This is a genomic window from Streptomyces sp. NPDC054961 (genome assembly GCF_053609145.1).
The window spans coordinates 269,581-295,914 of sequence record NZ_JBSGWY010000002.1 but is presented as its reverse complement, the minus strand read 5'-3'; the positions used below and the strand labels follow the sequence as shown (position 1 = coordinate 295,914).

The following is a 26,334-nucleotide window of genomic DNA, read 5'->3' as shown; positions in this document are numbered from 1 at the left end:
GGGGGCGCGCGCTCCGACTCCTCGCGGGATCCCGGCCGGCGCGCCGGGGCGGGGCCCGGGCCCCCACCACCTTATGTGCCCCCCCCCTTTAATCACGGGGGGGGCCAATTCTGCTTGATTGAGCGCGGTAGGGTTGGGGAAGTCCCCACCGCTGCTCTTGCCCGCCGCATATGAGCGGGCCGCGGAAGGGTTGACATTGAGTCAACATGCAGGCGCGCTATGGGTTGTTGGCGCGGTTTGCCCGGCCCGAGTTGCCCTGGAATATTCCTGGTTTTCACCCTATTTCAATCTTTTGCCGTGTCCAGAATTCTCGTCGGAATGACCTGTTGCAGACAGCAGCGGTACGGATACATTCAGCCCCGGTCGAGGCGTTCCGGCGCAAGTTCTGACCCGGGACCGCGAAGTGCGGTCCTGCGCAAGGGCCAGTAATAGGGGAGTTAGGCATGGCTCAGGGCACCGTCAAGTGGTTCAACGCGGAGAAGGGCTACGGCTTCATCGCGGTCGACGGTGGTGCGGATGTGTTCGTCCACTACAGCGCCATCCAGATGGACGGGTACCGCACCCTTGAAGAGGGTCAGCGGGTCGAGTTCGAGATCTCGCAGGGCCAGAAGGGTCCGCAGGCGGACATGGTCAAGCTCGCCGTCGGCTAGTCCGGGCGCGACCGACCACCGACACGCACGTATACGAGGGGCCCACATCCTGGACACGGGATGCGGGCCCCTCGTGCTGTGCGGGGGCTCCGGGCCCTTGTGGTGCCCGGGTGTTCATCCCGTGTTGCCCGAAGCCGCTTGCACTCGGGGGTGCCGAGTGCTAATCATTGGCGTTAGCACTCTCCAGGTGAGAGTGCTGATATTCGAGGACCGGGTCGGTGAGGCCCGCAGGGTCCGGCGGGAAGGAACCGCCGGGCACTCAGGCCGTCCGTCGCGGGCGCGGGCGCGGTCCGGGAGCAATCCACCGCTGTCCGGGAGGACCACTTCAGATGGCCAAGATCATTGCGTTCAACGAGGAGGCCCGGCGCGGTCTCGAGCGAGGCATGAACCAGCTCGCCGACGCCGTCAAGGTCACCCTTGGCCCCAAGGGTCGCAACGTCGTCCTTGAGAAGAAGTGGGGCGCCCCCACGATCACCAACGATGGTGTCTCCATCGCCAAGGAGATCGAGCTCGAGGACCCGTACGAGAAGATCGGCGCCGAGCTGGTCAAGGAAGTCGCCAAGAAGACGGACGACGTCGCCGGCGACGGTACGACCACCGCCACCGTTCTCGCCCAGGCGCTCGTCCGCGAGGGCCTGCGCAACGTGGCCGCCGGTGCGAACCCGATGGCCCTCAAGCGCGGTATCGAGAAGGCCGTCGAGGCCGTCTCCGCCGCCCTGCTGTCGCAGGCCAAGGACGTGGAGACCAAGGAGCAGATCGCTTCGACGGCCTCCATCTCCGCCGCCGACACCCAGATCGGCGAGCTCATCGCCGAGGCGATGGACAAGGTCGGCAAGGAAGGCGTCATCACGGTCGAGGAGTCGCAGACCTTCGGGCTCGAGCTCGAGCTCACCGAGGGCATGCGCTTCGACAAGGGCTACATCTCGGCGTACTTCGCCACCGACATGGAGCGCATGGAGTCGTCCCTCGACGACCCGTACATCCTGATCGTCAACTCGAAGATCGGCTCGGTCAAGGACCTGCTGCCGCTCCTCGAGAAGGTCATGCAGTCCGGCAAGCCGCTGCTGATCATCGCCGAGGACGTCGAGGGCGAGGCCCTGTCGACCCTGGTCGTCAACAAGATCCGCGGCACCTTCAAGTCCGTCGCCGTCAAGGCTCCGGGCTTCGGCGACCGCCGCAAGGCCATGCTCGGCGACATCGCCATCCTCACGGGCGGCACGGTCATCTCCGAGGAGGTCGGCCTCAAGCTCGAGAACGCCGGTCTCGACCTGCTCGGCCGCGCCCGCAAGGTCGTCATCACCAAGGACGAGACCACCATCGTCGACGGTGCCGGTGACAGCGACCAGGTCCAGGGTCGCGTCAACCAGATCCGCGCCGAGATCGAGAACTCCGACTCGGACTACGACCGCGAGAAGCTCCAGGAGCGCCTCGCGAAGCTGGCCGGCGGCGTGGCCGTCATCAAGGCCGGCGCCGCGACCGAGGTCGAGCTCAAGGAGCGCAAGCACCGCATCGAGGACGCCGTTCGCAACGCGAAGGCGGCCGTCGAAGAGGGCATCGTCGCCGGTGGCGGCGTGGCCCTGCTCCAGGCCTCCTCGGTCTTCGAGAAGCTCGAGCTCACCGGCGACGAGGCGACCGGCGCCAACGCCGTCAAGCTCGCGCTGGAGGCCCCGCTCAAGCAGATCGCCGTCAACGGTGGTCTCGAGGGTGGCGTCGTCGTGGAGAAGGTCCGCAACCTGCCCATCGGTCACGGCCTGAACGCCGCGACCGGCGAGTACGTGGACATGATCGCCGAGGGCATCATCGACCCGGCGAAGGTCACCCGCTCTGCCCTGCAGAACGCGGCGTCGATCGCGGCCCTCTTCCTCACCACCGAGGCCGTCATCGCCGACAAGCCCGAGAAGGCCGGCGCCGCTGCCGGCGGCGGCATGCCGGGCGGCGACATGGACTTCTGATCCGCCCCGGGCTCCGGCCCGAGCAGATCGGCTGTTCTTCACGTACCGAGGGCGGCACCCCTTCCTGACGGAGGGGGTGCCGCCCTCGGGCGTTTCCGGACTTCTCCGGGCGGGCCCTAGAAGCCAGTGGTGTCCAGTTCGAAGTCGAACGGTGCCGGGATGCGCAGGGCCGAGCCGAAGGACACGGTCGTACGGGACCGGTACCCGTGCGGGGAGGGGTCCGCGAAGTGCCCCTCGGGGACGTGCGCCTGGAGCTGCTCGCGCAGCCGACGCATGGGACGGGAGTAACGCAGCCTGGAGACTAGCGGCGGCAAGGTCGGCATGCCCGGCCCAGTGGACGCTTCAGCGGGGACCGACCGGGTTTGGTTGACTGCTGCCATGACGGATGGGGCGAGCGTGTTCATCAAGATCTGCGGGCTCAGGACCGCGCACGATGTCGAGGTCGCCGTGGCGGCCGGGGCCGATGCCGTCGGGTTCGTCTTCGCGCCCGGGAGTCCGCGGACGGTCGACGCCGCGACGGCGCGGGAGCTCGCCGGGCACGTGCCGGACGGAGTGCTGACCGTCGGGGTGTTCCGCGGGCAGTCCGTCGAGGAGGTGCGGCGGTTCACCGAGGAGAGCGGCCTACGGGGCGTGCAGCTGCACGGCGAGGAGGGCCCGGAGGACTTCGCGGCGCTGCGCGCCGAGGGCCGCACCCTGCTGCGGGCCACCGCGGAGCACGCGAAGCGCTGCGGTGAGTACGGCGAGGACCTGCTGCTGATCGACGCCCCGGACCCCGGCTCCGGCAAGCCCTGGAACTGGGGCTCGGCGCAGTTCACCGCCCCCGACGGCCGGTGGCTGCTGGCGGGCGGGCTGACCCCGGGGAACGTCCGGGAGGCGCTGCTGACCACGGGCGCCTGGGGCGTGGACGTGTCCAGCGGGGTGGAGAGCGAGCGGGGCGTGAAGTCCCCGGAGCTGATCCGGGCGTTCATCGAGGCCGCGCGGGGCTAGTGCCGCGGGGGCGGGGTGCCGGGGAACGGGTCAGGGGGTCAGCGAGTCGATCCAGCGTTCCAGCCGGTGGCCCTCGGCGGTCATCAGTCCGGGGTCGCGGAGGGTGTTGGTGAGCAGCGAGATGCCCTGGTAGCTGGCGATCAGGGCGACCGCCAGCTCGCGGGCGTCGGCGGTCCGGCCCAGGGCGTGGAACTGCTGCTCGGCCCAGTCCAGGAGCACCCGCATGACCTTGGCGAGGGCCTGGTCGAGGCCGTCGTCCCGCTTGTCGAGCTCCGAGGCGAGGGTGCCGGTCGGGCAGCCGTAGCGGGCGGTGACCTCGCGCTGTTCCACCCAGCCGGTCAGGAGCGCCTTCAGGCGGTCCTGGGGGGTGGGGAGCGCGTCGAGGGCGCTGATCAGGTCCGCGAGCGTCCGGGCGTGGGCGTCGATGGCCGCCTCGACCAGCTGGTCCTTGGTCTTGAAGTAGTAGTAGACGTTGCCGAGGGGGACGTCGGCCGCGCGCGCGATGTCGGCGATCGTCGTCTTCTCCACGCCCTGTTCGTGCAGGACCCGGGCCGCTGCCGCGGCGAGCCGTTCGCGCTTGCCCCCGCGCCTGGCCTTCGGGCGGGATGCTTCGGCGGATTCTGAGTAAGTCACCTGACTAAGTGTAGACGGGGTGCCGTCCGGGGGCTATGGTCGTCCCAGGAGTTAGTCAGTCGACTAACTCAATCAACGGGGCGGGAGTCTCACATGTTCGTCATCACCGGTGCGACCGGAAACGTCGGCAGCGAGCTGGTACGGATCCTCGCGGAGGCCGGGGAGCGGGTCACGGCCGTCTCGCGCCGGGCGCCCGAGCGCCCCCTGCCCGCGGGCGTGGGCCACCATCGGGCCGACCTCGCCGAGCCGGAGAGCCTGCGGCCCGCCCTGGACGGGGCCGAGGCCCTGTTCCTGCTCGTCGCCGGCGAGGACCCCCGGGCGGTCCTCGACCTGGCCGCGGAGGCCGGCGTACGAAGGGTCGTGCTGCTGTCCTCGCAGGGAGTCGGGACCCGGCCCGAGATGTACCGCCACCCCGCGGCCTTCGAGGAGGCCGTCCGCGGGTCGGGCCTGGAGTGGACGGTCCTGCGCTCGGGCGGGCTCGACTCCAACGCCTTCGCCTGGGCCGAGTCGATCCGTACCCACCGCACGGCGGCCGCGCCCTTCGGGGACGTCGGGCTGCCGACGGTCGACCCGGCGGACGTGGCCGAGGTCGCGGCGGCCGTCCTGCGGGGCGGCGGCGGACACGAGGGGCAGACGTACGACCTGACCGGGCCGGTCCTGGTCACCCCGCGCGAGCGCGCCGGGATGATCGCGGGGGCGATCGGCGAGCCGGTGCGGTTCGTGGAGCAGAGTCCCGAGGAGGCGCGGGCGCAGATGCTGACCTTCATGCCCGAGCCGGCCGTCGACGGCACCCTGTCGATCCTGGGCGCGCCGGTCGCCGCCGAGCTCGCGGTGAGCCCGGCCGTCGAGCGGATCCTGGGCCGCGCGCCGCGGCCCTTCGCGGCCTGGGCGGACCGCATGGCCCCGGCCTTCCGCTGACGCCGCCCGCCGCCCGCTGCCCGCTGCCCGCTGCCCGCCGCCCGTCGCCCGGCGCCCGCCGCCGCCGGTCCGCGTCCCCGTCCGTCCCTTCCCGAAGGAGCAGCAGCCGTGCCCGTACAGCCCGTACTCGACTCGACGATGTACTACCGGGAGGCCGGTGACGGTGGTCCGGCCGCCGTCCCCATGGTCTTCCTGCACGGGAACCCCACCTCCTCCCACCTCTGGCGCGAGGTCCTGCCCGCGCTCGCCGGCCCCGGCCGCCGGCTGCTCGCACCCGACCTGATCGGCATGGGGGAGTCCGGCAAGCCCGACATCGGCTACGCCTTCGCCGACCACGCCCGCTACCTCGACGCCTGGTTCGACGCCCTCGGCCTCGACGAGGTGGTGCTGGTCGGGCACGACTGGGGCGGCGCGCTCGCCTTCGACCGGGCCGCCCGCCACCCCGGGCGGGTGCGCGGGATCGCCTTCACCGAGACCATCGTCAAGCCGATGACCTGGGAGGAGTTTCCCGAGGGCGGCCGCGGGCTGTTCCGGGCGATCAAGACGCCGGGCGTCGGGGAGGCCATGGTCCTCGACGAGAACGCCTTCATCGAGCAGGCGCTGCCCGGCAGCGTCGCGTTCCCCTTCGACCCGCGCGACCTCGACGCGTACCGGGCCCCGTACCCGACGCCCGAGAGCCGGCGCCCGCTCCTCCAGTGGGCGCGGTCGATGCCGCTCGGCGGGGAGCCCGCCGAGGTGGTGGCCCGCGTCGCGGCGTACGGCGGCTGGCTCGCGGCGAGCCCGGAGGTGCCCAAGCTGCTCATGACCTTCGCCCCCGGCCCCGGGGCCATGACGGGCCCGGAGACCGTCGACTGGTGCGTGGCGAACGTCGCGGGCCTGGAGCTCGCCCGGCACGACGACGTGCCCGCCGGGCACCACACCCCCGAGGACCACCCGCTGCTGATCGCCGCGGCGGTGGCGGACTGGGCCGGACGGCACGGCCTGTGGCGTTGACCGCAGGCGGTGGGTCCCGCAGGGCAGGTGCGGCCGGGGGCTCCGGGTGGGTCATGGGGCGTCGTCCGTTGTCCCGGGCGGGGTCGACCCTATGCGCGAACGGGGCCCCGGCGGAGGCGATCGGCGACCACGGCGGGGCGTGCTCCCGCTCCTCGCGGGGGTTGTCAGGGTGAGCCCTCAGGGGGATCTCAGGGGTGGGCGCCGGATGTGACTCGGGGTCCCGTCGCCGTAATTTGACCGGCATGACTCCTGCGCGAACTGCCTTCCTCGCAGCGCCTGTTCTGACGGGCGCCTACGGCGTGATCCGTATCATCGACGGCCTCGACGGCAGTCGGGGGCCGGGGCCCGCGTGGACCCTGGGCCACCTGTGCTTCCTCGGTGCGCTCTTCTTCTTCGTCCAGGGCTTCGCCGCGATGCGCACGGCGGCCGGCCGCAACCGGCTGTCCACCGTGGGCCTGTGGACCGGAGCGGCGGGAGCGGCCGCCATCGGGGTGCAGTTCGCCATCGACCTGGTGGTCGGGTTCCTGTCGGAGGACCGGGGCGCCATGCACGAGCTGTTCGACCGGATCCAGGACGTGCCCGGCGTGCTCCCGGTGTTCTACGACTTCGGCCCGATGCTGTTCTTCGTCGGCCAGCTGATCCTGGTCTCCCAGCTCGCCAAGCGCCGCGTCCTCAAGGCGTGGGCCCCGGTCCTGGTCTTCATCGACACCACCCTGCCCTTCGCCGACAAGGACCTCATACCCCTCGGAGCCGTCCTGCTCCTGGTCTCCTTCGCCCCGCTCTGGCGCACCCGCGAGGTCGCCGCGGACGTCGTGGCCGACGCGAAGGCGCCGGCCGCGAACTGACGCATGCTCACTGGGATCGCATAGCCCCGTTGCTGTCGGAGGCAGGCGGACCGGGCCGGGCCGCCCGAGGGGACGACGGCGACCACGACGGCATCGCCGAGGTCACGGAGCAGCGAGTCGGGTGGGTCGTGCCGCGGGGCTCGGTTCCGTAGAGGCGCTGTCCGCGCCGGGTGGTCCGTCCGTGCGCAGACGGGCGTGGAGGTGTTCGTCGTGCCAGCCGTCCGCGTGGAGGAGGGCTCCGCGCATGGTGCCCTCCAGGGGGTAGCCGGCCTTCAGGGCGACGCGGCAGGAGGCCGGGTTGGCCACCGAGTGGGTGATGCGTACGCGGTGCAGGCCGAGTTCCGCGAAGGCCCAGCGGGTCACGGCGGTCACCGCTTCGGTCATGACCCGGCTGCCGCGTCCGGCGGGCAGGAGCCAGTACATGATCTCGCCGCTGCCGCCGTGCAGATCGAGGTCGGCCAGCCCGATCAGGCCGAGGGCCTGCCCTCCGGCGGCCGGCGCGACGGCCCAGGCCGCGGCCTTCTCCGTCTCCCAGCGGCGACCGTAGCGCGCGATCCGCTTCTCGGCCTCGGCCAGGGTGAACCGGTCCGTGCGGTTCCAGTGCCGGATGTCCGGTTCGAGGCCGGCCCGGATCAGCGCGGGGGCGTCGTAGGGCTCCCACGGGCGCAGGTGGAGGCCCTCGGTGCCGGGTAGGTCGAGCACCGGCTGGGGGAGGGCGCTCATCCGCCCGGCGGGAACGACCGCGGGTATCTCCTCGCAGGCGCGGAACAGGGACAGGAGCGCCCGGGCCGCGGGGCTCTCGCCGTCGAAACCGTGGCTGCGGTCCAGCTGTTCGGGGACCGCCGGGCCGGTGAGGAGGACCCGGTTGCAGGAGAAGCAGGGGGTGACGTCGTAGAGGTGGTTCAGCTCCGCGTCGTGGGCGCGGAGGCCCCAGGTGGGCGTGAAGCACCGGGCCGGTTCCCCCGGGGGCAGGCTCGCGACGAGGGCGAGGGCTCCGGCGGCCTCGGCGCCGGTCCACACGCCGACGGTGGTGCCGACTGTCGGACCCCACGGATCGGCCTGGCGGGCGAGGCGGACGACTTCGAGGGCTTCGGCCCCAGGGGGGATCTCCATGGCCCGAGTATGCCGAAGGCCCTGTCCGGGCAGGGTGTACGCGGCTTGGGGGAGGGGGTCCGGTCGGCCGTCCGGGACGACGGCGGGTGTCGGGACGGACAGGGCCGGGAGGGTCTGCCCCGCGACACAAACCAGACCAATCATCACTATCCGCGACAATGTGTCCCACTTCTTGTACCCGCGAAGGCTCCCGGCCGGTGGACCACACCGGCCGGGAGCCTTCGTACGTCAGGGGCGGGTGCCGCCCGGGGTCACCTGCCCACGCCCACCGGTGCGGGGCTCGCGGGCTCGGTCACCGGGGCCGGGTCCGGGGACGCGGTCTGAGGGGCGGCGTCCCCGGCCGGGTCCGCGTCGAACTCGGTCAGCATCTGCTGGGTGAAGCCGAAGAAGTACGTCGCGGCGAAGCCGACGAGGTAGCCGACGGCCAGGCCGCCCGCGTAGATCGCGATCGTCATGCCCATCCCCGACTTGCCGTCCAGCAGCGGGAACAGCGCCCAGCCCGAGGGGCCGATGGCGGTGGACCCGAAGGCCGTGCCCAGCTGGTTGAAGAGGCCGACGAAGGCTCCGCCCGCCGCGCCGCCGACGCAGGCGGTGACGAAGGGGCGGCCCAGGGGGAGGGAGACGCCGTAGATGAGGGGCTCGCCCACGCCCAGGAAGCCGGCCGGGAGGGCGGACTTGATGGTGGAGCGGATCGAGCGGTTGCGCGGGAGCTTGTAGTAGACGGCGATGGCCGCGCCGACCTGGCCGGCGCCCGCCATCGCGAGGATGGGGAGCAGGACGGTGTAGCCGGTCTGCTCGATCAGGGTGGTGTGGATGGGGATCAGGGCCTGGTGCAGGCCCAGCATGACCAGCGGGAGGAAGAGGCCGCCGAGGACCAGTCCGGCGAAGGCGCCCCCGGTGGCGAGCAGCCAGGTGGCGAACGTACCGATGGCGGTGGAGATCTCGCCCGCGACGAACATCAGGCCGAAGATGGTGACCAGGCCGGAGATGAGGACCGTGAGGGTGGGGGTGACGAGGACGTCGAGCGCCTCGGGGACCCAGGTGCGGCACCACTTCTCCACCTGGACGGCGAGCAGCGCGGCCGCGAGCGCGCCGAGGACGCCGCCCTGGCCGGGCGAGAGGGGCTGGCCGAAGGCGTCGATCTTGGTGACGCCCGGGAAGACGATGATCGCGGCGACGGCGCCGCCGAGGATCGCCGTGCCGCCGAACTCCTTGGCCGTGTTGTAGCCGACGAAGACGGCGATCAGGGACATGAAGCCGGTGGCCATCGCGGCGAGGGCCGGTACGACGGCGGGCAGCCAGCCCATGTTCGTGAGGAAGCCGTTGAGACCGGCGATGATGCCGCAGCCGATCAGGGCGGGGATCAGCGGGACGAAGATGTTCGCGACGCGGCGCAGGAACAGCTTGAAGGGGGTGGAGTTCTTCGCCTTCTGCGCGTTCTTGATGGCCGCGCCCTGCGCGGCGAGTTCGTCGGCGGTGGCGGCCGAGCGGCCCTCCTCGACCAGGGCCTCGAACTCGGGCGTGACGCGGGCGACGGTGCCCGGTCCCAGCACGATCTGGTAGGTGTCGTCCTCGACCACGCCCATCACGGCGGGCACGGCCTTGAGGGCTTCGTCCTGGACCAGCGATCGGTCGCGCAGGGTGATGCGCAGGCGCGTCATGCAGTGCGCGATGGACAGGATGTTGTCCGGACCGCCGACCAGAGGAAGGATCGCGGCGGCTGTGGCGCGGTTCTTGTCAGTGGACATGTCGTGGTCTCGCCTTGCTGCTCGGGGGGTCGGCGGGGGTTCAGCGGGAGGTCTGGGCGAGGGCGGCCCGGAGGTGGCCGCCGGAGGCGGTGAGCAGCCGGCCGGCCGTGGGTCCGTCGACGCCGCCGAGGACGACGAGGATGGCCTGCTTCACTTCGCCGTCGCAGGCGCTGAGCGCGGCCTCGATCTCGGCGTCCGGGGCGCCGGTGGCCAGGGAGACGATGCGGCGGGCGCGGGCGCGCAGCTTCTCGTTGGAGGAGCGCATGTCGACCATCAGGTTTCCGTACGTCTTGCCGAGCCGGATCATCGTGACGGTCGAGATGAGGTTGAGCACGAGCTTCTGCGCGGTGCCGGCCTTCAAGCGGGTGGACCCGGTGAGGAGTTCGGGGCCGACGACGACCTCGATGCCGTGGTCGGCGGCCGCGGCGAGCGCGGAGCCGGCGTTGCAGGACAGGCCGACGCTCAGCGCGCCGCGGCCGCGGGCGAATTCGACGGCGCCGATCGCGTACGGGGTGCGGCCGGAGGCGGAGATCCCGATGACGGTGTCCTCGGCGGTCAGGGCCAGCGCCGTCAGATCCTCGGCGGCCAGTTCCTTGGAGTCCTCGGCGCCTTCGACGGCCTTGACCATGGCGGAGGGGCCGCCCGCGATCAGGCCGACGACCTCGGAGGGGTCGGTGTTGAAGGTGGGCGGGCACTCGCTGGCGTCCAGGACGCCCATCCGGCCGGCGGTTCCGGCCCCCGCGTAGACCAGGCGCCCGCCGCGGGCCATCCGTTCGGCGATCGCGTCGATGGCGGCGGCGATCTGCTCCAGCTGACCGGCGACGGCGGCCGGGACGGTGGCGTCCTCGGCGTTCATGAGGCGGGCGATCTCGAGGGTGGACAGCCGGTCGATCTCGGCCAGTTCGGGGCGGAAGGCCTCGGTGGTCAAGGTGGCGAGCTGGGCGCGGAGTTCGGCGTACGCGGTCATGAGTGGGGGCTCCTGAGCTGCTAGCGGGTGCTGCTGTTGCGCTTGACGGTGGGTACGGGGGTGTGGTGCCGGGGCGCGAGCGCCTCGTACGAGGCCGCGAGCGCGGGCGCGGCGGTCTCGTAGGTCCGCTGCGCGACGCCGACGAAGAGGCAGTCGACGACGAGGAGCTGGCTGGTCCGGCTCGACATGGCGGCCGGGCGCAGCTGGGTCTCGCGGGCGGCGGAGGTGGCCAGGACGAGGTCGGCGTAGTGGGCCACGGGCGCCTGTGGACGGCTGGTGAGCGCGAGGGTGGTGGCGCCGCGCTCGAAGGCGATCCGCAGGGGTTCGATGACGTCGCCGGTGCCGCCGGAGTGGGTGACGGCGATGGCCACGTCGCCGGGGCGGAGCAGGACGGCGGTGGTGACGGCCAGGTGGGGGTCGCTGTGCGCGTGGGCGACGAGGCCGATGCGCTGCAGCTTCTGGGCGAGGTCCTGGGCGACGAGGCCGGAGGCGCCGACTCCGTAGATCTCGACGCGGCGGGCCGCCGCGAGGGCGGAGACGGCGGAGCCGAGGGCGGCGACGTCGAGGCCGGCGGCGGTGTCGGCGAGGGTCTGCGCCTCTTCGTGGGCCAGCTTGGCGACGACGTCCGCGAGGGAGTCGTCGACCGCTATGTCCACGGTGACGGCGGGGGCCGCGCCGGACTCCTGCTGCGCGGCGAGGGCGGCGAGCGCGAGGCGCAGGTCCCGGTAGCCGGCGTAGCCGAGGAGGCGGGCGGTGCGGACGACGGTGGCCTCGCTGGTGCCGGTGCGGGCGGCGAGGTCGGTGACGGTGAGCGCGGCGCAGGCGGCCGGGTCGGCGGCGACGGCTTCGGCGACGGCCTGCATGGAGCGGGTCATCGAGGGGCCGAGGCTGCGCACGCGGGCCCGCAGGGCGGCGGGTGCGGGGACCGGGACGGGGGGCGCGGGTGCCGGGTCGGCCGGGGCCCGGTCGGCAGGGGCCGGCGGGACGTCGTCACCGCTGAAGATTTTTTTCACTCTCTCGCTCACATCTGAAATCTATTTTCAGGCACGGGTGGGCGTCAAGGCGCCACAAGGCACCTTCGTGGGGGGCCTTTCGGAGGCGGTGAAGAGGACCTTCGCCACTTGGCCCGCACGGGTCCACAATGTGTCCATGGACCACGCGACCCCCTTGGAACAGGCGCTGCACGCCGCCCGCGCCCTCGTCCTCGCCGATCTCGTCGCGGGCGAGGTCGCCGAGGCCGATGTCGTCTCCCTCGTCGAGGTCTCGGTCACGCACCGCCGGTGGTGGGTGGAGCAGTGGCCGGAGGGTGCCGACTACCTCGCCGGACTCGTCGCCCAGGACGTCAAGGACGCGCTGCTGGAGAAGTACGGGCGCTGGCCGCTGTGCCCGGTCTGCAACCACGGCGAGCCGCACGCGCTGGACGTGGAGCCCGAGCTCGGACCGGACCCGATGTGGGTGTGCTCGGAGGCCGGCGTGCGGGTGGCGCCGGTGGGCGGACTCGGACCGGTCTTCGGCGGGCGCGCCGAATGAGCCGCCGGTGACCGTCTACATCGACCCGCCGACCTGGCCGGGCCACGGCCGGATGTGGTCGCACCTGGTCAGCGACGTCTCGTACGAGGAACTGCACGCCTTCGCGGCGTCGATCGGCTGCCCGCCGAAGGCCTTCGAGCGGGACCACTACGACGTGCCCGAGCAGCGCTACCAGGACGCCGTGGGCGCCGGTGCGGTGCAGATCGGCAGCAAGGAACTGGTCCGGCGGCTGACGCAGGCGGGCCTGCGCCGGCCGAAGGGAAGGCCGGCCTAGGAGGCCCCTCGCCCCCGCCGGACCGGCTCGCCGGGACTCCGGGGGCCCCGGGGGCGGGCGCCGTCAGCGGCCGGAGGGCTGCCCGGTGTCGGCCATGAGGGGCGCGTCGGCCGCGGCGGACCGCGCCGAGGAGGTCACGACGCGGGTCGCGCGAGGCCCCGTACGGCGGTCCAGGCGCAGGGCCGCGACGCCGAGTCCGATGGCGGTGACGGTCATCGCGGCGCCCGCCCAGGCCGTGGCGGAGAAGCCGTGGCCGGCGTCGATGACGGTGCCCCCGAGCCAGGGGCCGCCGGTGTTGCCGAGGTTGAACGCGGCCGTCGTCGTCGCGCCGGCCAGGGTCGGGGCGGCGCCCGCGACGTTGAACATGCGGGCGTTGAGCGCCGGGGCGGTGAAGAACGCCGAGAAGCCGATCAGGAAGGACAGGGCGATCGCGGCCGCCGCCGTGGAGGCCAGCAGGGCCAGCGCCGCCAGGAAGGCGGTGGAGGCGGTGATCCCCCACAGCATCACGCCGAAGAGGTGCGCGTCGGCGATCCGCCCGCCCAGGGTGGTGCCCAGCAGTGCGCCCACCCCGAAGAGGCCGAGGATCCACGGAACCCAGCCGGAATCCAGCCCGGACACGTCCGTGAGCAGCGGGGACAGGTAGCTGAAGGCGCAGAACACGCCGCCCGCGGCGAGCGCGGTGACGCCGATGGACAGCCAGACCTGGCGGTCGCGGTAGATGCGCAGCTCGCGCGAGAGCGTCGGCTTCTCGGCGGGCAGCGGGATCCTCGGGATCAGGGTGAGGATGCCGGCGAGCGCGACGGCGGAGGCCGCGGCGACGGCCCAGAAGGCGGAGCGCCAGCCGAACTGCTCGCCGAGGAACGCGCCGGCCGGGACGCCGAGGACGTTGGCGATGGAGAGCCCGCCGATCATGACGGCCATGGCGCGGGCCCGCTGGTGCTGCTCGACCATGGCGATGGCCACGGCCGCGCCCACGGCCCAGAAGCCGGCGCAGGCGAGCGCGGAGACGATGCGGGAGGCGAAGAGCAGCTCGTACGAGGGGGCGAGCGCGCCCGCGACCTGCCCGAGGCCGAAGAGGCTGATGAGCGAGACGAGGGTGGTGCGCCGGGGCAGCCGCAGCGTGGCGACGGCCAGCAGGGGCGCGCCGACGACCATGCCGATCGCGAAGGCGGATATGAGCAGGCCCGCCTGCGGGATGGTGACGCCCATGTCCTCGGCGATGGGCGGCAGGAGCCCGGAGAGCATGAACTCGCTGGTCCCGAGTGCGAAGACGGAGAGGCCGAGGACATAGACGGCGACGGGCATGCGGGCGCGGGTTCGTTCGGCTGCTACGGGCATGAACTACATCAACGGTCCCGCCCGGGATCGAATTCCCCCTGTTTCGTGTCAGGTGTGTGAAATGAGCCTCTGGAGCTCCCCCGCCAGGTTGGCGCGGGCCGGGGCCTCCCAGTGCGCCGTCCCGTACGGGGTGCGGAAGAGGCGGGGCAGGGCGAGCAGCTGGCGCAGGACGGCGGCGCGGCCCTCGCGGAAGGCGTCGTCGGGGACGAACCCGTACTCGGCGCGCACGGCCGCCGCGTAGGCCGCGTACGCGTCGGGGGTGCCCGCGAGGACGGCCAGGTCCGCGTCGCACAGGACCTCGCCGTTGGTGTCGCCGGGCGCGGGGTCGTGGGTGACGGTGAGGCGGACGAGGCGGGCCACCTCGGCGGTGGTGGCCGCGTCGATGCCGAGCTCGGGCAGGGCGCGCTCGGCGAGGGCGGCGCTGCGTTCCTCGTTCTCGGAGCGGTCGGGACGGTAGACGGCGTCGTGGAACCAGGCGGCGAGCTCGACGGCGGCCGCGTCCAGGGCGCCCGGGGCGTCCGGGGTGTCCATCGTGTCCGCGCCGTCCGTCGTGTCCGCCGTGTGCGGGGCGAGTACGTCGATCCGGGCGAGGACGTCGGCCAGGTGCGCGGTGGTGTGGTACGTGCGCTGCGGCTCCGCCCAGGCCGCCAGGAGGCGGTCGGCGTAGGGGGCGGGATCGCGGTCGGCCGCGGCTCCGGCGGCGGTGGTGGCGCTCTGCCAGCGGGCGCGGAGGGTCTTCTCGCGGTGCGCGTCGGATGTCATGCGCACATTGTGGTGGTGGCGTGAGGGCGCTGGTGAAGCGCGGGCGCCGGCCCGTACCCTGGATATTGGACTAGACCTATTTCCATTACGGGACTAAGGATGGGATTACATGAGCAACCGTGCGCTCCTGGAGGTGATCGCCCTCGACGTGGAGGACGCGGTCGCGGCCCGGGCCGGTGGGGCGGACCGACTCGAACTGGTCACCGACATGGCCGCCGACGGGCTCACCCCGCCGCGCGAGACCTTCGCGGCGATCAGGGCGGCGGTCGACATCCCGCTGCGCGTGATGCTCCGCAGGGCCGACGGTTTCGCGGCGGGCTCCGCCGAGGACCTGGAGCGGCTGGTCGCGGACGCGCGGGCGCTGCGCGCGGAGGGCGCGGACGAGTTCGTGCTCGGCTTCCTCAACCCGGACGGCAGCCCCGACCTGGCCGCCGTCGAGGCGATCGTGGCGGAGCTCGACGGCTGCCGCTGGACGTTCCACCGGGCCATCGACCGGGCCGGCGACCGGGACCAGCTCCGCAAGGCGCTGGCCGAGCTGCCCGGCCTGGACACGTACCTGACGGCGGGCGCGCCGGGCGGCGTCGACGAGGGCCTGCCGGTGCTGCTGGCGGAGGCGGCGAGGGCGGGTGCGCCCGGCTACGCGCAGCGGATCCTGGTCGGCGGCGGCCTGGTGCTCTCGCACGTCCAGGGGCTGCGCGAGGCGGGCATCGACGGCTTCCACATCGGCGGCGCGGCGCGGCCCTCGGGGTGGGGACGCCCGGTCTCCCCGTCCGCGGTCGCGGAGTGGCGGGCGGCCCTCGGCTGACCCCGCGCGGCCCGCCCGGCGCGGCCCGCCCGGCGCGGCCCGCCCCGCGCGGCGGAGCCGCGGGCCGGTCAGGTCAGGACAGGGCGGCCGGCAGCGGCGCGGCGTGCAGGAGGGTCAGGCCGGAGACGGCGCGGGTGAGGCAGACGTACAGGCGGCGCAGGCCGGTGCGTTCGTCGGGCTCGCCGTCGACCACCGCCGACGGCTCGTCCAGGACGACGTAGTCGTACTCCAGACCCTTCGCCAGCGACGCCGGCACCAGCGTCAGCCGCGACTGCGCCGTGGTCTCCTCGCCGGGCGCGAGGTACGGGAGCCCCGCCGCGTCCAGGGCCCGCGCCAGCTCCGGGATCCGCGCGTCCGCCGCGATCAGGCCGATCGACCCCTCGTGCGCCAGCGACGACCGGCAGGCCTCGATCACCGCCCCGGTGAGGCCGGACGACGACGCGACCGGCGTGACGACCAGCGACCCCGGGGTCTCGCGGACCGAGGAGACCGGAGCCAGACCCGGGGAGATCGACGGGAGCAGGCGGGACGCGTAGGCGATCACCTCGCGCGGCACGCGGAAGCCCGCCGTCAGCTCCTCCAGCACCGCACCCGGCTTGCCCAGGTGCCCCAGCGCCTCGTCCCAGCTGCGCGTCGCCCACGGGGTCGTGCCCTGCGCGAGGTCGCCGAGGACGGTCGCCGAGCCGGTCGTGCAGCGGCGGCCGACCGCCCGGTACTGCATCGGCGACAGGTCCTGCGCCTCGTCGAGGACGACGTGGCCGAGCGAGTGCGTGCGCTCCACCAGGTCCGTGGCCTCGTCGATGAGGACCAGGTCCGCCGCCGACCACTTCGCCGACTTCACCCCGCGCTGCGGCTTGGCCCACAGCAGCAGCCGCTGCTCGTCCGGCGACAGGATCCCGTCCGCCTGCGCCGCCAGGAACTCCGGGTCGGAGAGGAGGCGCAGGACCAGCTTGGCCGGTTCCACCAGCGGCCACACCGTCTTGACCACGGCCTTGACGGCCGCGTTGCGGGCCACCGCGTCCTGGACCCGGTCGTCCGGGGCCTCGCCGGCCTGCTCCATCCGTACGAGGACCGCGTGCGCGATCCGCTGCGGCAGGGCGTCGCGGGCGGCGCCGTAGCGGATGTCGCGGTTCTGGAGCTCGGTGACCATCTCGGCGATCTCGTACGCCGGCACGCGCCAGCGGCGCGACCCGCGGACCACCATCAGCGGTTCCACGGGCTGCGTCACGTGGGAGTGGACCGCGCGCCGCAGCACCTGCGCCATGCGGGCGTCGCCCTTGACGACGGCGGTTTCGGCGGAGTCCGAGCCCCGTACCTCCGTGCCCGCGCGGGCGACCAGGTCGTCGACCGTGGCCTGCTTGACCTCCAGCTCGCCCAGCGCGGGCAGGACCTGCTCGATGTAGTGCAGGAAGGAGCGGTTCGGCCCGATGACCAGGGTGCCGGTGCGGGCGAGGCGGTCGCGGTGCGCGTAGAGGAGGTACGCGACACGGTGCAGGCCGACGGCCGTCTTCCCGGTACCGGGGCCGCCCTGGACGCAGACCGAGCCGGACAGGCCGGAACGGACGATCTCGTCCTGCTCCGGCTGGATCGTCGCGACGATGTCGCGCATGGGACCGACGCGCGGCCGCTCGATCTCCTGCTGGAGCAGCTTGCTGACGGCCGTCGCCTCGGCCGGATCGGAGAGGTGCTCGTCCTCGTACGCGGTCAGCTCGCCGCCCGTGTAACCGAAGCGGCGGCGCAGCGCGACGTCCTGCGGGTCGGCCTTCGAGGCCCGGTAGAAGGGCTGGGAGACGGGTGCGCGCCAGTCGATGACCATCGGGTCGCCGCCCGCGTCGTGGACGTGGCGGCGGCCGATGTAGAACTGCTCGCCCTCCGCGCCTTCGGCGAGTTCGGCGCCGGGCGCGTGCAGGTAGTCGAGGCGGCCGAAGAAGAGCGGGGTGTGGGCGAGGTCGGCGAGGGCCTTGATCCGGTCGTCGATCTGGGCCTGGAGGACGATCGCGTTGACCCAGTTCGCGGTGACGTCGCGGATGTCGAGGGCCTCGACGTCCTCGCGCATCGCGCGGAGGGCGGAGCGGGACGCGGCGAGGTGGGACCGCTCGCGGCCCAGGGGGCCGGCGGCGCCGTGTGTGTCGGTGGGGACGTCTGCGGGGGCGTGCGCGGGCACGGAACTGCCTCCTGCTGCTGGGTGACTGCGTGATGCGGACGGACAGGCCCGCCGGTTTCCGTCCGGCGGGCGGCTCTCCCCGGTGCGGCAGCGGGAGGCGGCAGAGCGGAGATTGTAGTCACCGGGCCGGTGGCGCGCGAGCGAATAACCCGACGGCGGGGGCGACGGGGCCCGGACGTGCGGAACCGGCCGGAAGTCTCTTCCCCCGATGCCCCCGATGCCCCCGAACGGGTGCCGTAGGGGTGTCGTTCGGAGGGCCTCCTCCTTTGGGCAGAGCCCGTAGGGGGACGCATGGGCCGGGAGTCGTAGGCGGGACGCTCCCGGGCTCCGCCCCGCGGGCGATGTGCTGCGCGGCACGAAAAGCCACCATGAACACATGAGCACCGCAACCTTCACCCCGATCCAGGGCACGCGCCCCGGGGGCACCTCCCGGCCGAAGGCCGCAGGAGCCACCGCCACCTCCGACTCCCTTCCGCGCCACCGCGTCGGCGGCATCCTGCGGGCGGCCAAGGTCTTCGCGGCGACCGCCGTGAGCGTCGTCGTCCTCGGCGAATACGCCGAGGACGCGGGCGTCATACGCCGCTGAGGCCTTACCCGGCCCCGCTGTTCGCGCAGCGCGCGGGCGCCGGAGTGCTGATCCACTAAGGTCACGCCGTGACCCGGAGTTCCCGCACCAGCCGTCTGCCGTCGCCTCGCGCCGGTGTGCTGGTCACGGGCCTGCTGCTCGCGCTCGGCGTGCTCCGCATCGCCCCGCGCGTCCCCATGGCCGACGCACTCGTCCACGGCTTCTCCGCCGCCGAGTGGAGTCCGCCCGCCGTGTATCCGCCCTTCGCGGCGATCCTGTTCACGCCGGCCGCCTGGCTGCCGGCCGGGGTGCTCAAGGCCGTCCTGGTCCTGGGCAACGCCTGCCTGCTCGCCCTGCTGATCCTGCTGTCCTGCCGCCTGGCGGGACTGCGGCCCCGGCCGGGCCCCGTCATGGCCGCCACCGTCGCCGGGCTGTGGCTGGAGCCGCTGTTCCAGACCCCGCTGCCGGGCCGGATCAGCCTGGGCCTCGCCTGCGCGGTCCTGTGGGACCTGCGCCTTCCGCCCGCCGCGCTCGGCAAGGGCTTCGCCCTGGGCACCGCCGCCGGGATCACCCTGACCCCGGCGCTCCTGATCCCGTACCTCCTGCTGACCGGCCGCGTCCGGGCTGGCCTGACCGCGCTGGCCGCCTTCGCCGGCACCGGGCTGCTCGGCCTGCTGGTCCTGCCGCGGGCCTCCACCGAGTTCTGGTCCCGCCACCTGGCCACCGGGGGCCGCGCCCTGTTCGTGTACTGGCCCCACCTCTGGGTCTGGGCCGTCCCCCTGATCGCGGCCCTCCTCGGCGCGGCCTGCCGCGCCGCCTTCCGGACCCGCGCGCGGATCTCCCTCCCGAGGCCGGCGCCCTGGGAGCGGCTCCGGGTGCCGGCCCGTACGGCGGCACCCGGATCCGGCGAGCAGGACGCGGCGGCCGCGGATCAGCCGGTCGCGGGTCAGCCGGCCGCGGGTCAGTCGGTCGCGAGCAGCTCGTCCGCGTCCATGATCCGGTAGGCGTAGCCCTGTTCGGCCAGGAAGCGCTGGCGGTGCGCGGCGAAGTCCTGGTCGATGGTGTCGCGCGCCACGACCGAGTAGAAGCGCGCCTCGTGGCCGTCGGCCTTCGGGCGCAGCACGCGGCCCAGGCGCTGGGCCTCCTCCTGGCGGGACCCGAAGGTGCCGGACACCTGGATGGCGACCGTGGCCTCGGGCAGGTCGATGGAGAAGTTCGCGACCTTCGAGACGACCAGCACGCTGATCTCGCCCTCGCGGAAGGCGTTGAAGAGCTTCTCGCGCTGCGCGTTGGAGGTCTCGCCCTTGATGACGGGCGCGTTCAGGTGCTCGCCGAGCTCGTCGAGCTGGTCGATGTACTGCCCGATGACCAGGGTCTGCTCGCCGGCGTGCTTGCGCACCAGCGCCTCGGTGACCTTCCGCTTCGTGGCGGTGGTCGCGCAGAAGCGGTACTTCTCCTCCGTCTCGGCGGTCGCGTACGCGAGGCGCTCCGACTCGGTGAGGTTGACCCGGACCTCGACGCAGTCCGCCGGCGCGATGTAGCCCTGCGCCTCGATCTCCTTCCACGGGGCGTCGAACCGCTTCGGGCCGATCAGCGAGAACACGTCCGACTCGCGGCCGTCCTCGCGCACCAGCGTCGCGGTCAGGCCGAGGCGGCGGCGCGCCTGGAGGTCGGCGGTGAACTTGAACACCGGCGCCGGCAGCAGGTGCACCTCGTCGTAGAGGATCAGGCCCCAGTCCCGGGAGTCGAAGAGCTCCAGGTGCGGGTAGATGCCCTTCCGCTTCGTCGTCAGGACCTGGTACGTGGCGATCGTGACGGGCCGGATCTCCTTGCGGGTGCCGGAGTACTCGCCGATCTCCTCCTCCGTCAGCGAGGTCCGCTTGATCAGCTCGTGCTTCCACTGGCGGGCGGAGACGGTGTTCGTGACCAGGATCAGGGTGGTCGCCTTGGCCTTCGCCATCGCGCCCGCGCCGACCAGGGTCTTGCCGGCGCCACAGGGCAGCACGACCACGCCGGAGCCGCCGTGCCAGAAGCCTTCGACGGCCTGCTGCTGGTAGGGGCGCAGCGCCCAGCCGTCCTCGTCCAGTTCGATGGGGTGCGCTTCGCCGTCCACGTACCCGGCGAGGTCCTCGGCCGGCCAGCCCAGCTTGAGCAGGGTCTGCTTGATCTGTCCGCGCTCCGAGGGGTGCACGGCGACGGTGTCGGCGTCGAGCCGGGCGCCGACGAGCGGGGCGATCCGCTTGGACCGCAGGATCTCCTCCAGCACCGGCCGGTCGGTGCTGGTCAGGACCAGCCCGTGGACGGGGTGCTTGGAGAGGGTGAGGCGGCCGTAGCGGGCCATGGTCTCGGCGACGTCGACGAGCAGGGCGTGCGGGACGGGGTAGCGGGAGAACTCCACGAGCGCGTCCACGACCTGCTCCGCGTCGTGGCCGGCGGCCCGCGCGTTCCACAGGCCGAGCGGGGTGATCCGGTACGTGTGGATGTGCTCGGGAGCGCGCTCCAGCTCCGCGAACGGCGCGATGGCGCGGCGCGCGGCGCCCGAGAGCTCGTGGTCGATCTCGAGGAGGAGCGTTTTGTCGCTTTGGACGATGAGGGGCCCGTTCACACACGTCCCTTTCCTGCGGGGGGAGGGCCACCCGGGCGCGGGCGGCCAAACCTCCAGTCTGCCGTATCACCGCGCGGGCCGGGTGGTTCTGGGCCGCACACGACACCGTCGTGCGGTCGGTCAGCCTCGGCCGGTGGCGAAGGCGAGGATGGACGGGGCGGCCTCGCGGAGCGTGCGGAAGTGGCGGTGGGTGCCGGACGGCGGGGTGGGGGTGTTGACGGACCAGACCGTCATGCCGGCGTCCAGACCCGACCGGATGCCCGACGGGGCGTCCTCGACGACCAGGCAGTCCCGGGGGTCGGCGCCCAGGCGCCGGGCGCCCAGCAGGTACGGGACCGGGGACGGCTTGCCCTCGGTGACGCAGGCGGCGTCCACGAGGACCGGGGGGACGGGCAGGCCGGTGCGGGCGAAGCGGCCGCGCACGCGGTGCTCGTAGTTCGAGGTGACCAGTCCCCAGCCGTCCGGGGGCAGCGCGGCCAGCAGCTCGGCCGCGCCGTCGAAGGCCCCGTAGACGCCGGTGCGCACGTCCTCGTCCTCCAGCGCGTGCAGCGCGGCCAGGCAGGCGTGCGGGTCCTGGTCCGGGGCGACGGCCGCGAAGGTCTCCAGGGGCCGGGTCCGCAGCGCCACCGCGTGGACCTCGTCCGGGTCCAGGCCGTACCGCTCCGCCCAGGTCGCCCAGACCCGGCGCTGGTTGGCGACGGCGTCGATGAGGGTGCCGTCGACGTCGAACAGGACGTACCGGGAAGCGGGCACGGAACCGGCCGTGGACCGGGCCGTGGACAGGGCCGTGGACGGGGCCGTGGACGGGGCCGTGGATCCGTCCACGGAGGTGAATGCGCTGGTCACGACCGGATCATGTCAGGCCGCGCAGGAGCAGGGCCAGGCCGCCGCCGAACTCCCGGTCCGGGCCGACCGAGCGGGCGTCGCGCGCGGTCGCCCTCATGTACGGGAACTCGTCCGCCGGGAGACCGGCGATGGCGGTGGTGCCGGGGCCTTCGAGCGGGCCGAGGTGTTCCAGCTGGAGGGCGCCGATCACGTAGGCGATGACCGCGCGCAGCGCGACGACCCGCTCCTCGGACTCGATGCCGGCCTCCGTGAGCACCTCGAGCATCGTCTCCGACCAGCGCAGCCCGCTCTTCGAGCGGTGCCGGTGGGTGAGGGTGAGCGGCAGTACGGCCGGGTGGGCGCCCACGACCTCGCGCATGCGGGTGGCCTGGAGCGCGATCCGGTCCTGCCAGGGCCCGGGGGGCGGCGGGGTGGTGTCGATGCCGCCGAGGACGAGCTCGACGACGAGCGCCTCGAGCTCCTCGCGGTCCCGCACGTAGCGGTACAGCGCCATGGTGCTGATGCCGAGTTCGGTGGCGACGGCGCGCATGGACAGGCCGGGGAGCCCGTCGCGGTCGATGACGGCGAGGGCGGCGGCGGCCAGTTGGTCCGGGGTGTGTGAGCGGGGGCGCGGCATGACGGTTGACAGCGTACGGCATACGCCTACGCTGGAGGGGTAGGCGTACGGCATACGCTTACGTACCCCGAGAGAGGGATGCCCCATGCTCGAACCAGGTTCCGCCGTGCCCGCCCGCACCCTCGCCGCCCTCGGGGGAGAGGCCGTGCCCGTACCCGACCCCGGGCGGCTGGTCCACCTGCAGTTCCGGCGCTTCGCCGGGTGTCCCGTCTGCCATCTGCACCTGCGCTCGGTCGTCCGGCGCCACGCGGAGATCGAGGCCGCCGGGATCCGTGAGGTCGTGCTCTTCCACTCCAGCGCCGGGGAACTGCGGCCGCACACCGCCGACTTCCCCTTCGCCGTCGTCGCGGATCCGGAGCAGCGGCTGTACCGGGAGTTCGGCGTCGAGTCCTCCCCGCGCTCGCTGCTGCACCCGCGGGCCTGGTGGCCGGTGCTGCGGGCGATCGCCTGGTCGGCCGTCGCCGTGGCGCGCGGCCGGGAGCGGCTCCCGGACCCGCGGCCGCGGGGCGGCCGGTTCGGGCTGCCCGCGGACCTGCTGATCGGACCCGACGGCCGGGTGCTGGCCGCCAAGTACGGCGAGCACGTCTACGACCAGTGGACCGTCGACGAGCTGCTCCGGCTGGCGGGACGCAACCCGGTGGGGGTCGGGGGAGGGGCTGCGTAGGGTCGCCGCGTGCGCCCGGCCTCCGCGTCCGTCCGGGTGGTGCGGGGTCTCGCTCGCGTTCCGGCTTCTTCCCCCGGCCGCCGCGTGCTCGCGGCCGTGGGGAACGGCTATCCGCGCAGGTGCTCCAGCGGCCCCGCCGGATAGGGGGATTCGGCCGGGAGCAGGGCGCGCGCCGCGTCCTCGTCGCCCGCCCGCAGCAGGCCGTGGATCTCCCGGGCCAGCGGGGTCACGTCGCGGACGGAGACCGTCCACTCGTCGGCGTACGCCCGCGAGAACGGTCCGGACAGGCCCAGTTGGAGCGAGCGGTACGGCAACGGGTTCAGGCGCAGGTCCCGTTCCGGGTCCCACTGCACGCGGGCGGGCGCGGCGCGCAGCGCCGCCTTCCAGGCCTCCCGGTCGGGGTGCACGGCGGGGGCGTAGTGGGACAGGCACGCGTCGCGCAGGGCCCGTTCGAAGCCGGCGCGGGTGATCTCGACGGCCAGGACCGTCTCCTGATCGGCCTTGGTGGCCCAGCCGCAGCGGTACATCATCCACAGGAACGACGGCTTGACCCAGGTCATCCGCTCCCGCTTCCACGCGGGCGGGAAGCGGCCGTCCCGGGCGGCGGGGAGCCCCAGCCGGGGCGCGTACGCCTGGTAGACGGTGACGGTGGCGTCGGTGTGGGACGCGCGGATCTGGTGCCGGTCGGTGGCGGACGGGCCGGCGGACGGGCCGGTAGGCGGGCCGGCGGACGGGCCGGTGGGCGGGGTCTCGGGCATGGCTCCAGCGTGCGGCGCCGGAGACCCGCCTGGCCAGCGGTTTTCCCCGCGGGGCCGGCTCGACCGGCCCGGCCTCCGGCTAGACCTGGTCCTCCGCCAGTTCCGCGACGCCCGTGATCCGGTGCAGCGCGTACGTCCGTACCTCGTCCGCCGTGTGGTCGTACCCGGTGACGAAGCCGCCCTCCACCCGCACCGGGGCGATGACCCGCTGGCTCGCCGCCCCGTCGGCGTTGACGTACCCGATCCACACCGCCGAGCCGGTCATCGCGGCCGCCTGCACCGTCGCCAGGGTCTCCGCCGCGCTGGTGCGCGGGAGTTCGCCCGGCGCCCCGGCCGAAGTCCCCGACGTCCCCGGAGTCCCCGAGGCCGCGGGCTCCTTGCGCACCGCCGTCGCCGCCGCGTCGCCCGCGCGGATCGCCCGCAGCGCCGCGCCCAGCAGCGTCGCGTCCGGCACCGGCGGCCCGTCCGGGACGGGTACGGGCGACGGGCGCGGCGGCGTGCGGTGGGCATCGGCGCGGGAGACGAGGACGTCACCCGTACGGGATTCCGCGGCCGGGGCGTAGCCCATGCCCCGCAACCCGTCGAGCAGCGCGCCGGGTTCGGCCTGCGCCGCCAGCACGGTGGGCGCGAGGCGGCGCAGTCCGAGGCCCGCCGAGCGCTTGTCGGCCAGGATCTCGTTGAGCATGCCGTCGTCGTCGCAGCGCACGTAGGAGGAGGCCGCGCCGACCCGGAGGTGGCCGTGGCGGCGCGCCACGTCGTCGATGAGGTACGAGAGCGGCTGCGGTACGGGGGTGCGGCTGTGCTCGGTCAGGAACGCCTGCAGGTCGACGGCCGTGTGGCCGGCGTCCAGGGCGCGGCGCACCGACCCGGGCGTGAAGCGGTACACCGTGGCCCCGCCCTTGGACTCCACGTCCGCGAGCACGGCCAGGACGTCGGCGAGCGCCCGGCGCAGCGGGCCCGGAGCGACCGCCGTCAGGTCGGCCTGCAGCAGTACGTGGTCCACCGGCTCGGGCAGCAGCGGCGCGAGCAGCGGCGCCGGGTCCTCGCCCGCCAGCAGGGCGCGGCCGTGCGCGGCGAGCGCGCCGCGGCCGGTGACGCCGAGGACCTCGGCCTCGGTCAGCGCCCAGTGGGCCAGGCGGGCGCGCAGCTCGCTCGTGCCGCGCACCGGTCGCTCCCAGGCGAGGCGGGCCTGGAGCGCGGCGGTGTCCGGGGCGCCGCCCTCGGGGAGGCCGGCGAGGAGGTGGAGGACGCGGCGGCGCACCTCGGGGGCGGCGGAGCGGTCCAGCTCCGGGCCGAGGACCGACAGCGTGCGGCCCTTCGCGTCCTGTTCGCCGACCAGTCCGGCGGTCCGGGTCGCGGCCAGCCAGGCCGTCGCCAGCACCGCCCAGCGCTCGGCGGGCGGCAGTTCGCACCAGCCGTCGAAGGCGGGGGTCGGCGCGTACCGTTCGTCGGCCTCGCCGTCGCTGGCCAGCAGGCCCGCGGCGTAGGCGAGTTCGATCCAGAACGCCGCCGACGGCTCGTTCGTGTCCAGGGCCGCGGCGGTCCGCTTCAGGTCGCGCACGGAGAGCCCGCCCGCCCGCAGCACGGCCGGACCGGTGTACTCCCAGGACTTCACCAGCTCTTCGACGGTGGACAGCGAGGTCAGCGCCTGGCCGGCCGCGTTCGCGTCCACAAGCTGTGGACGGTGCTCGCGGTGCGCGGGAACGGCCGGAGCCAGCGGCTCCGTCGCCCGGTGCGCGAGGCCGCCGCGCAGGTACAGCGCCACCTCCCGGGGGAGCAGGACCGTCCGCGCCGAAGCCGGCAGCAGCAGGCCCCGGTCGCGCAGCCAGCGCACCGGGGGCGTCGGATTCGGGGTGACCTCCCCGTACGGCGGCCCCCACACGAGGCGTCCCAGCACCTGGTGCGCCTCGGCCGGGGCCTCGTCGAGCAGCGCCGACATCCGGACCGGGTCCGTGAACAGGGCCGTCAGCGCGGTCACCGCCGACACCGGATCGTGGGTGGGGGTCAGCCCGGCCGCCGCGACGATCTCCTGGATCCGGGTCGGCGACATGCCCGCCGTGGCTTCGGCGACGGTCGGGCCGAGCCCGGTGGGGGAGGGTCTGGACGCCGAGGGGGCGAGCAGCTCGCGGGCGGTGCGCACCAGGCGCAGCCGCTCGTCGTCGCCCCAGACGAGGGCCTGGTCGCGCAGGGTCGAGAGGGCGCGCGGCAGTTCGGCGCGGGCCCCGTTGTCCGCGGCGGACGTGGTGCCCGTGTCGCCGCTGAGCAGCGTCTCCAGGACCCGGTAGGGGCAGGGCTCGGGGGCCACGACGAGGGCCTCGGCCGTCTGCAGCGCGAAGCGGTCGAGGCGGTCCAGCGCGCGCGCCACCGAGGCCCGGGTCCCGGCCCGCGTCGCCAGCTGCGTCACGTCGCCGGGGACCGGGCTCAGCAGGTCGGGCCGGGCGCGCAGCAGGGCGGCGAGTCCCTCGTCGTCACGGGCGCGCAGCTCTTCGGCGAGGGAGCGCGGAGCGCTTCCCGCGGTGCTCGGGTCAGGCACGGTCGTCGCCTCCTGGTCGCGTCGGCCGGTCAGTCGGCCGGTCCCCATCCGGTCAACGGTATCCGCTG

26 protein-coding genes are annotated in these 26,334 nt (G+C 73.7%); 12 read left to right on the top strand and 14 right to left on the bottom strand.

All coding sequences use genetic code 11. The annotated features are described in order from the left end of the window. The first annotated feature begins 443 nt into the window (after positions 1-443). Together ACWF9Z_RS03535 and groL are read left to right on the top strand one after the other, a co-directional pair. Entirely contained in the window at positions 444-650 is a 207-nt protein-coding gene (locus tag ACWF9Z_RS03535) for a cold-shock protein (RefSeq protein ID WP_003967346.1), read from the top strand. 329 nt (positions 651-979) lie between these two features. Continuing rightward, on the top strand, positions 980-2,602 hold the full coding sequence (gene groL / locus ACWF9Z_RS03530; protein WP_453596998.1) for a chaperonin GroEL: 1,623 nt from the start codon (positions 980-982) through the stop codon (positions 2,600-2,602). A gap of 116 nt (positions 2,603-2,718) precedes the next feature. On the opposite strand, the gene ACWF9Z_RS03525 is transcribed toward groL, so the two are convergent. After that, positions 2,719-2,877 carry a hypothetical protein gene (locus ACWF9Z_RS03525; protein WP_453596997.1) on the bottom strand — a complete coding sequence of 53 codons (159 nt, stop codon included), beginning with the start codon at positions 2,875-2,877 and terminating at the stop codon, positions 2,719-2,721. Positions 2,878-2,980: 103 nt separating this feature from the next. Between ACWF9Z_RS03525 and ACWF9Z_RS03520 the strand changes: the two genes are divergently transcribed. Further along, a complete protein-coding gene (locus ACWF9Z_RS03520) occupies positions 2,981-3,589 on the top strand; it encodes a phosphoribosylanthranilate isomerase (RefSeq protein WP_453596995.1) in 609 nt (202 codons plus the stop codon). 30 nt (positions 3,590-3,619) lie between these two features. On the opposite strand, the gene ACWF9Z_RS03515 is transcribed toward ACWF9Z_RS03520, so the two are convergent. Further along, entirely contained in the window at positions 3,620-4,222 is a 603-nt protein-coding gene (locus tag ACWF9Z_RS03515; protein WP_453596993.1) for a TetR/AcrR family transcriptional regulator, read from the bottom strand. Between the two features lie 93 nt (positions 4,223-4,315). Here ACWF9Z_RS03515 and ACWF9Z_RS03510 point away from each other — a divergent pair, with 93 nt between their 5' ends. The 3 genes from ACWF9Z_RS03510 (at position 4,316) to ACWF9Z_RS03500 (ending at position 6,978) form a co-directional block, all read left to right on the top strand. Then, positions 4,316-5,140: an NAD(P)H-binding protein gene (locus tag ACWF9Z_RS03510; protein WP_453596991.1), complete on the top strand. Its 825-nt coding sequence runs from the start codon at positions 4,316-4,318 to the stop codon at positions 5,138-5,140. Between the two features lie 108 nt (positions 5,141-5,248). Next, the gene (locus ACWF9Z_RS03505; protein WP_453596989.1) at positions 5,249-6,133 is read left to right on the top strand and encodes a haloalkane dehalogenase; all 885 of its coding nucleotides are present in this window, start codon (positions 5,249-5,251) and stop codon (positions 6,131-6,133) included. Between the two features lie 242 nt (positions 6,134-6,375). Next, positions 6,376-6,978 carry a hypothetical protein gene (locus ACWF9Z_RS03500; protein ID WP_453596987.1) on the top strand — a complete coding sequence of 201 codons (603 nt, stop codon included), beginning with the start codon at positions 6,376-6,378 and terminating at the stop codon, positions 6,976-6,978. A gap of 102 nt (positions 6,979-7,080) precedes the next feature. Here the strand turns inward: ACWF9Z_RS03500 and ACWF9Z_RS03495 are convergent, their stop codons facing one another. The 4 genes from ACWF9Z_RS03495 to ACWF9Z_RS03480 form a co-directional block, all read right to left on the bottom strand. Beyond that, positions 7,081-8,091, bottom strand: a complete 1,011-nt coding sequence (locus ACWF9Z_RS03495; protein WP_453596985.1) for a GNAT family N-acetyltransferase — start codon at positions 8,089-8,091, stop codon at positions 7,081-7,083. Positions 8,092-8,342: 251 nt separating this feature from the next. Next, positions 8,343-9,839: a PTS transporter subunit EIIC gene (locus ACWF9Z_RS03490; RefSeq protein WP_453596983.1), complete on the bottom strand. Its 1,497-nt coding sequence runs from the start codon at positions 9,837-9,839 to the stop codon at positions 8,343-8,345. A gap of 40 nt (positions 9,840-9,879) precedes the next feature. Continuing rightward, positions 9,880-10,806, bottom strand: a complete 927-nt coding sequence (gene murQ, locus ACWF9Z_RS03485) for an N-acetylmuramic acid 6-phosphate etherase (RefSeq protein WP_453596981.1) — start codon at positions 10,804-10,806, stop codon at positions 9,880-9,882. Between the two features lie 20 nt (positions 10,807-10,826). Continuing rightward, on the bottom strand, positions 10,827-11,831 hold the full coding sequence (locus tag ACWF9Z_RS03480) for a MurR/RpiR family transcriptional regulator (protein ID WP_453596979.1): 1,005 nt from the start codon (positions 11,829-11,831) through the stop codon (positions 10,827-10,829). A 124-nt stretch (positions 11,832-11,955) separates the two neighbouring features. Between ACWF9Z_RS03480 and ACWF9Z_RS03475 the strand changes: the two genes are divergently transcribed. Together ACWF9Z_RS03475 and ACWF9Z_RS03470 are read left to right on the top strand one after the other, a co-directional pair. Continuing rightward, positions 11,956-12,336, top strand: a complete 381-nt coding sequence (locus ACWF9Z_RS03475) for a hypothetical protein (RefSeq protein ID WP_453596977.1) — start codon at positions 11,956-11,958, stop codon at positions 12,334-12,336. Between the two features lie 7 nt (positions 12,337-12,343). Beyond that, a complete protein-coding gene (locus ACWF9Z_RS03470) occupies positions 12,344-12,610 on the top strand; it encodes a DUF4031 domain-containing protein (protein WP_453596976.1) in 267 nt (88 codons plus the stop codon). A 63-nt stretch (positions 12,611-12,673) separates the two neighbouring features. On the opposite strand, the gene ACWF9Z_RS03465 is transcribed toward ACWF9Z_RS03470, so the two are convergent. Beyond that, a complete protein-coding gene (locus ACWF9Z_RS03465) occupies positions 12,674-13,915 on the bottom strand; it encodes a Cmx/CmrA family chloramphenicol efflux MFS transporter (protein WP_453597222.1) in 1,242 nt (413 codons plus the stop codon). An 81-nt stretch (positions 13,916-13,996) separates the two neighbouring features. Continuing rightward, positions 13,997-14,710, bottom strand: a complete 714-nt coding sequence (locus ACWF9Z_RS03460; protein WP_453596974.1) for an HD domain-containing protein — start codon at positions 14,708-14,710, stop codon at positions 13,997-13,999. Positions 14,711-14,819: 109 nt separating this feature from the next. Here ACWF9Z_RS03460 and ACWF9Z_RS03455 point away from each other — a divergent pair, with 109 nt between their 5' ends. Then, positions 14,820-15,515, top strand: coding sequence for a copper homeostasis protein CutC (locus ACWF9Z_RS03455; RefSeq protein ID WP_453596972.1), 696 nt, complete (start codon positions 14,820-14,822; stop codon positions 15,513-15,515). 73 nt (positions 15,516-15,588) lie between these two features. Here the strand turns inward: ACWF9Z_RS03455 and ACWF9Z_RS03450 are convergent, their stop codons facing one another. Beyond that, a complete protein-coding gene (locus tag ACWF9Z_RS03450) occupies positions 15,589-17,679 on the bottom strand; it encodes a HelD family protein (RefSeq protein ID WP_453596970.1) in 2,091 nt (696 codons plus the stop codon). Between the two features lie 376 nt (positions 17,680-18,055). Between ACWF9Z_RS03450 and ACWF9Z_RS03445 the strand changes: the two genes are divergently transcribed. After that, entirely contained in the window at positions 18,056-18,265 is a 210-nt protein-coding gene (locus ACWF9Z_RS03445; protein ID WP_453596968.1) for a hypothetical protein, read from the top strand. 68 nt (positions 18,266-18,333) lie between these two features. Beyond that, positions 18,334-19,248, top strand: coding sequence for a glycosyltransferase family 87 protein (locus ACWF9Z_RS03440; protein ID WP_453596966.1), 915 nt, complete (start codon positions 18,334-18,336; stop codon positions 19,246-19,248). Here the strand turns inward: ACWF9Z_RS03440 and ACWF9Z_RS03435 are convergent. The 3 genes from ACWF9Z_RS03435 to ACWF9Z_RS03425 form a co-directional block, all read right to left on the bottom strand. After that, positions 19,206-20,849, bottom strand: a complete 1,644-nt coding sequence (locus ACWF9Z_RS03435; protein ID WP_453596964.1) for a DNA repair helicase XPB — start codon at positions 20,847-20,849, stop codon at positions 19,206-19,208. The two genes, ACWF9Z_RS03440 and ACWF9Z_RS03435, sit on opposite strands and share 43 nt — an antisense overlap. Positions 20,850-20,969: 120 nt before the next feature. Beyond that, positions 20,970-21,602, bottom strand: a complete 633-nt coding sequence (locus ACWF9Z_RS03430) for an HAD-IA family hydrolase (RefSeq protein ID WP_453597220.1) — start codon at positions 21,600-21,602, stop codon at positions 20,970-20,972. A 100-nt stretch (positions 21,603-21,702) separates the two neighbouring features. Then, a complete protein-coding gene (locus ACWF9Z_RS03425) occupies positions 21,703-22,311 on the bottom strand; it encodes a TetR/AcrR family transcriptional regulator (protein ID WP_453596962.1) in 609 nt (202 codons plus the stop codon). Between the two features lie 85 nt (positions 22,312-22,396). Between ACWF9Z_RS03425 and ACWF9Z_RS03420 the strand changes: the two genes are divergently transcribed. Beyond that, positions 22,397-22,975 (top strand): peroxiredoxin-like family protein, encoded by a 579-nt coding sequence (locus ACWF9Z_RS03420; protein ID WP_453596960.1) that lies wholly within the window; start codon positions 22,397-22,399, stop codon positions 22,973-22,975. Positions 22,976-23,082: 107 nt separating this feature from the next. On the opposite strand, the gene ACWF9Z_RS03415 is transcribed toward ACWF9Z_RS03420, so the two are convergent. Together ACWF9Z_RS03415 and ACWF9Z_RS03410 are read right to left on the bottom strand one after the other, a co-directional pair. Then, entirely contained in the window at positions 23,083-23,733 is a 651-nt protein-coding gene (locus ACWF9Z_RS03415; RefSeq protein WP_453596958.1) for a DUF4291 domain-containing protein, read from the bottom strand. A 79-nt stretch (positions 23,734-23,812) separates the two neighbouring features. Then, positions 23,813-26,314: a helicase-associated domain-containing protein gene (locus tag ACWF9Z_RS03410; protein WP_453596956.1), complete on the bottom strand. Its 2,502-nt coding sequence runs from the start codon at positions 26,312-26,314 to the stop codon at positions 23,813-23,815. Between the last annotated feature and the right edge of the window lie 20 nt (positions 26,315-26,334).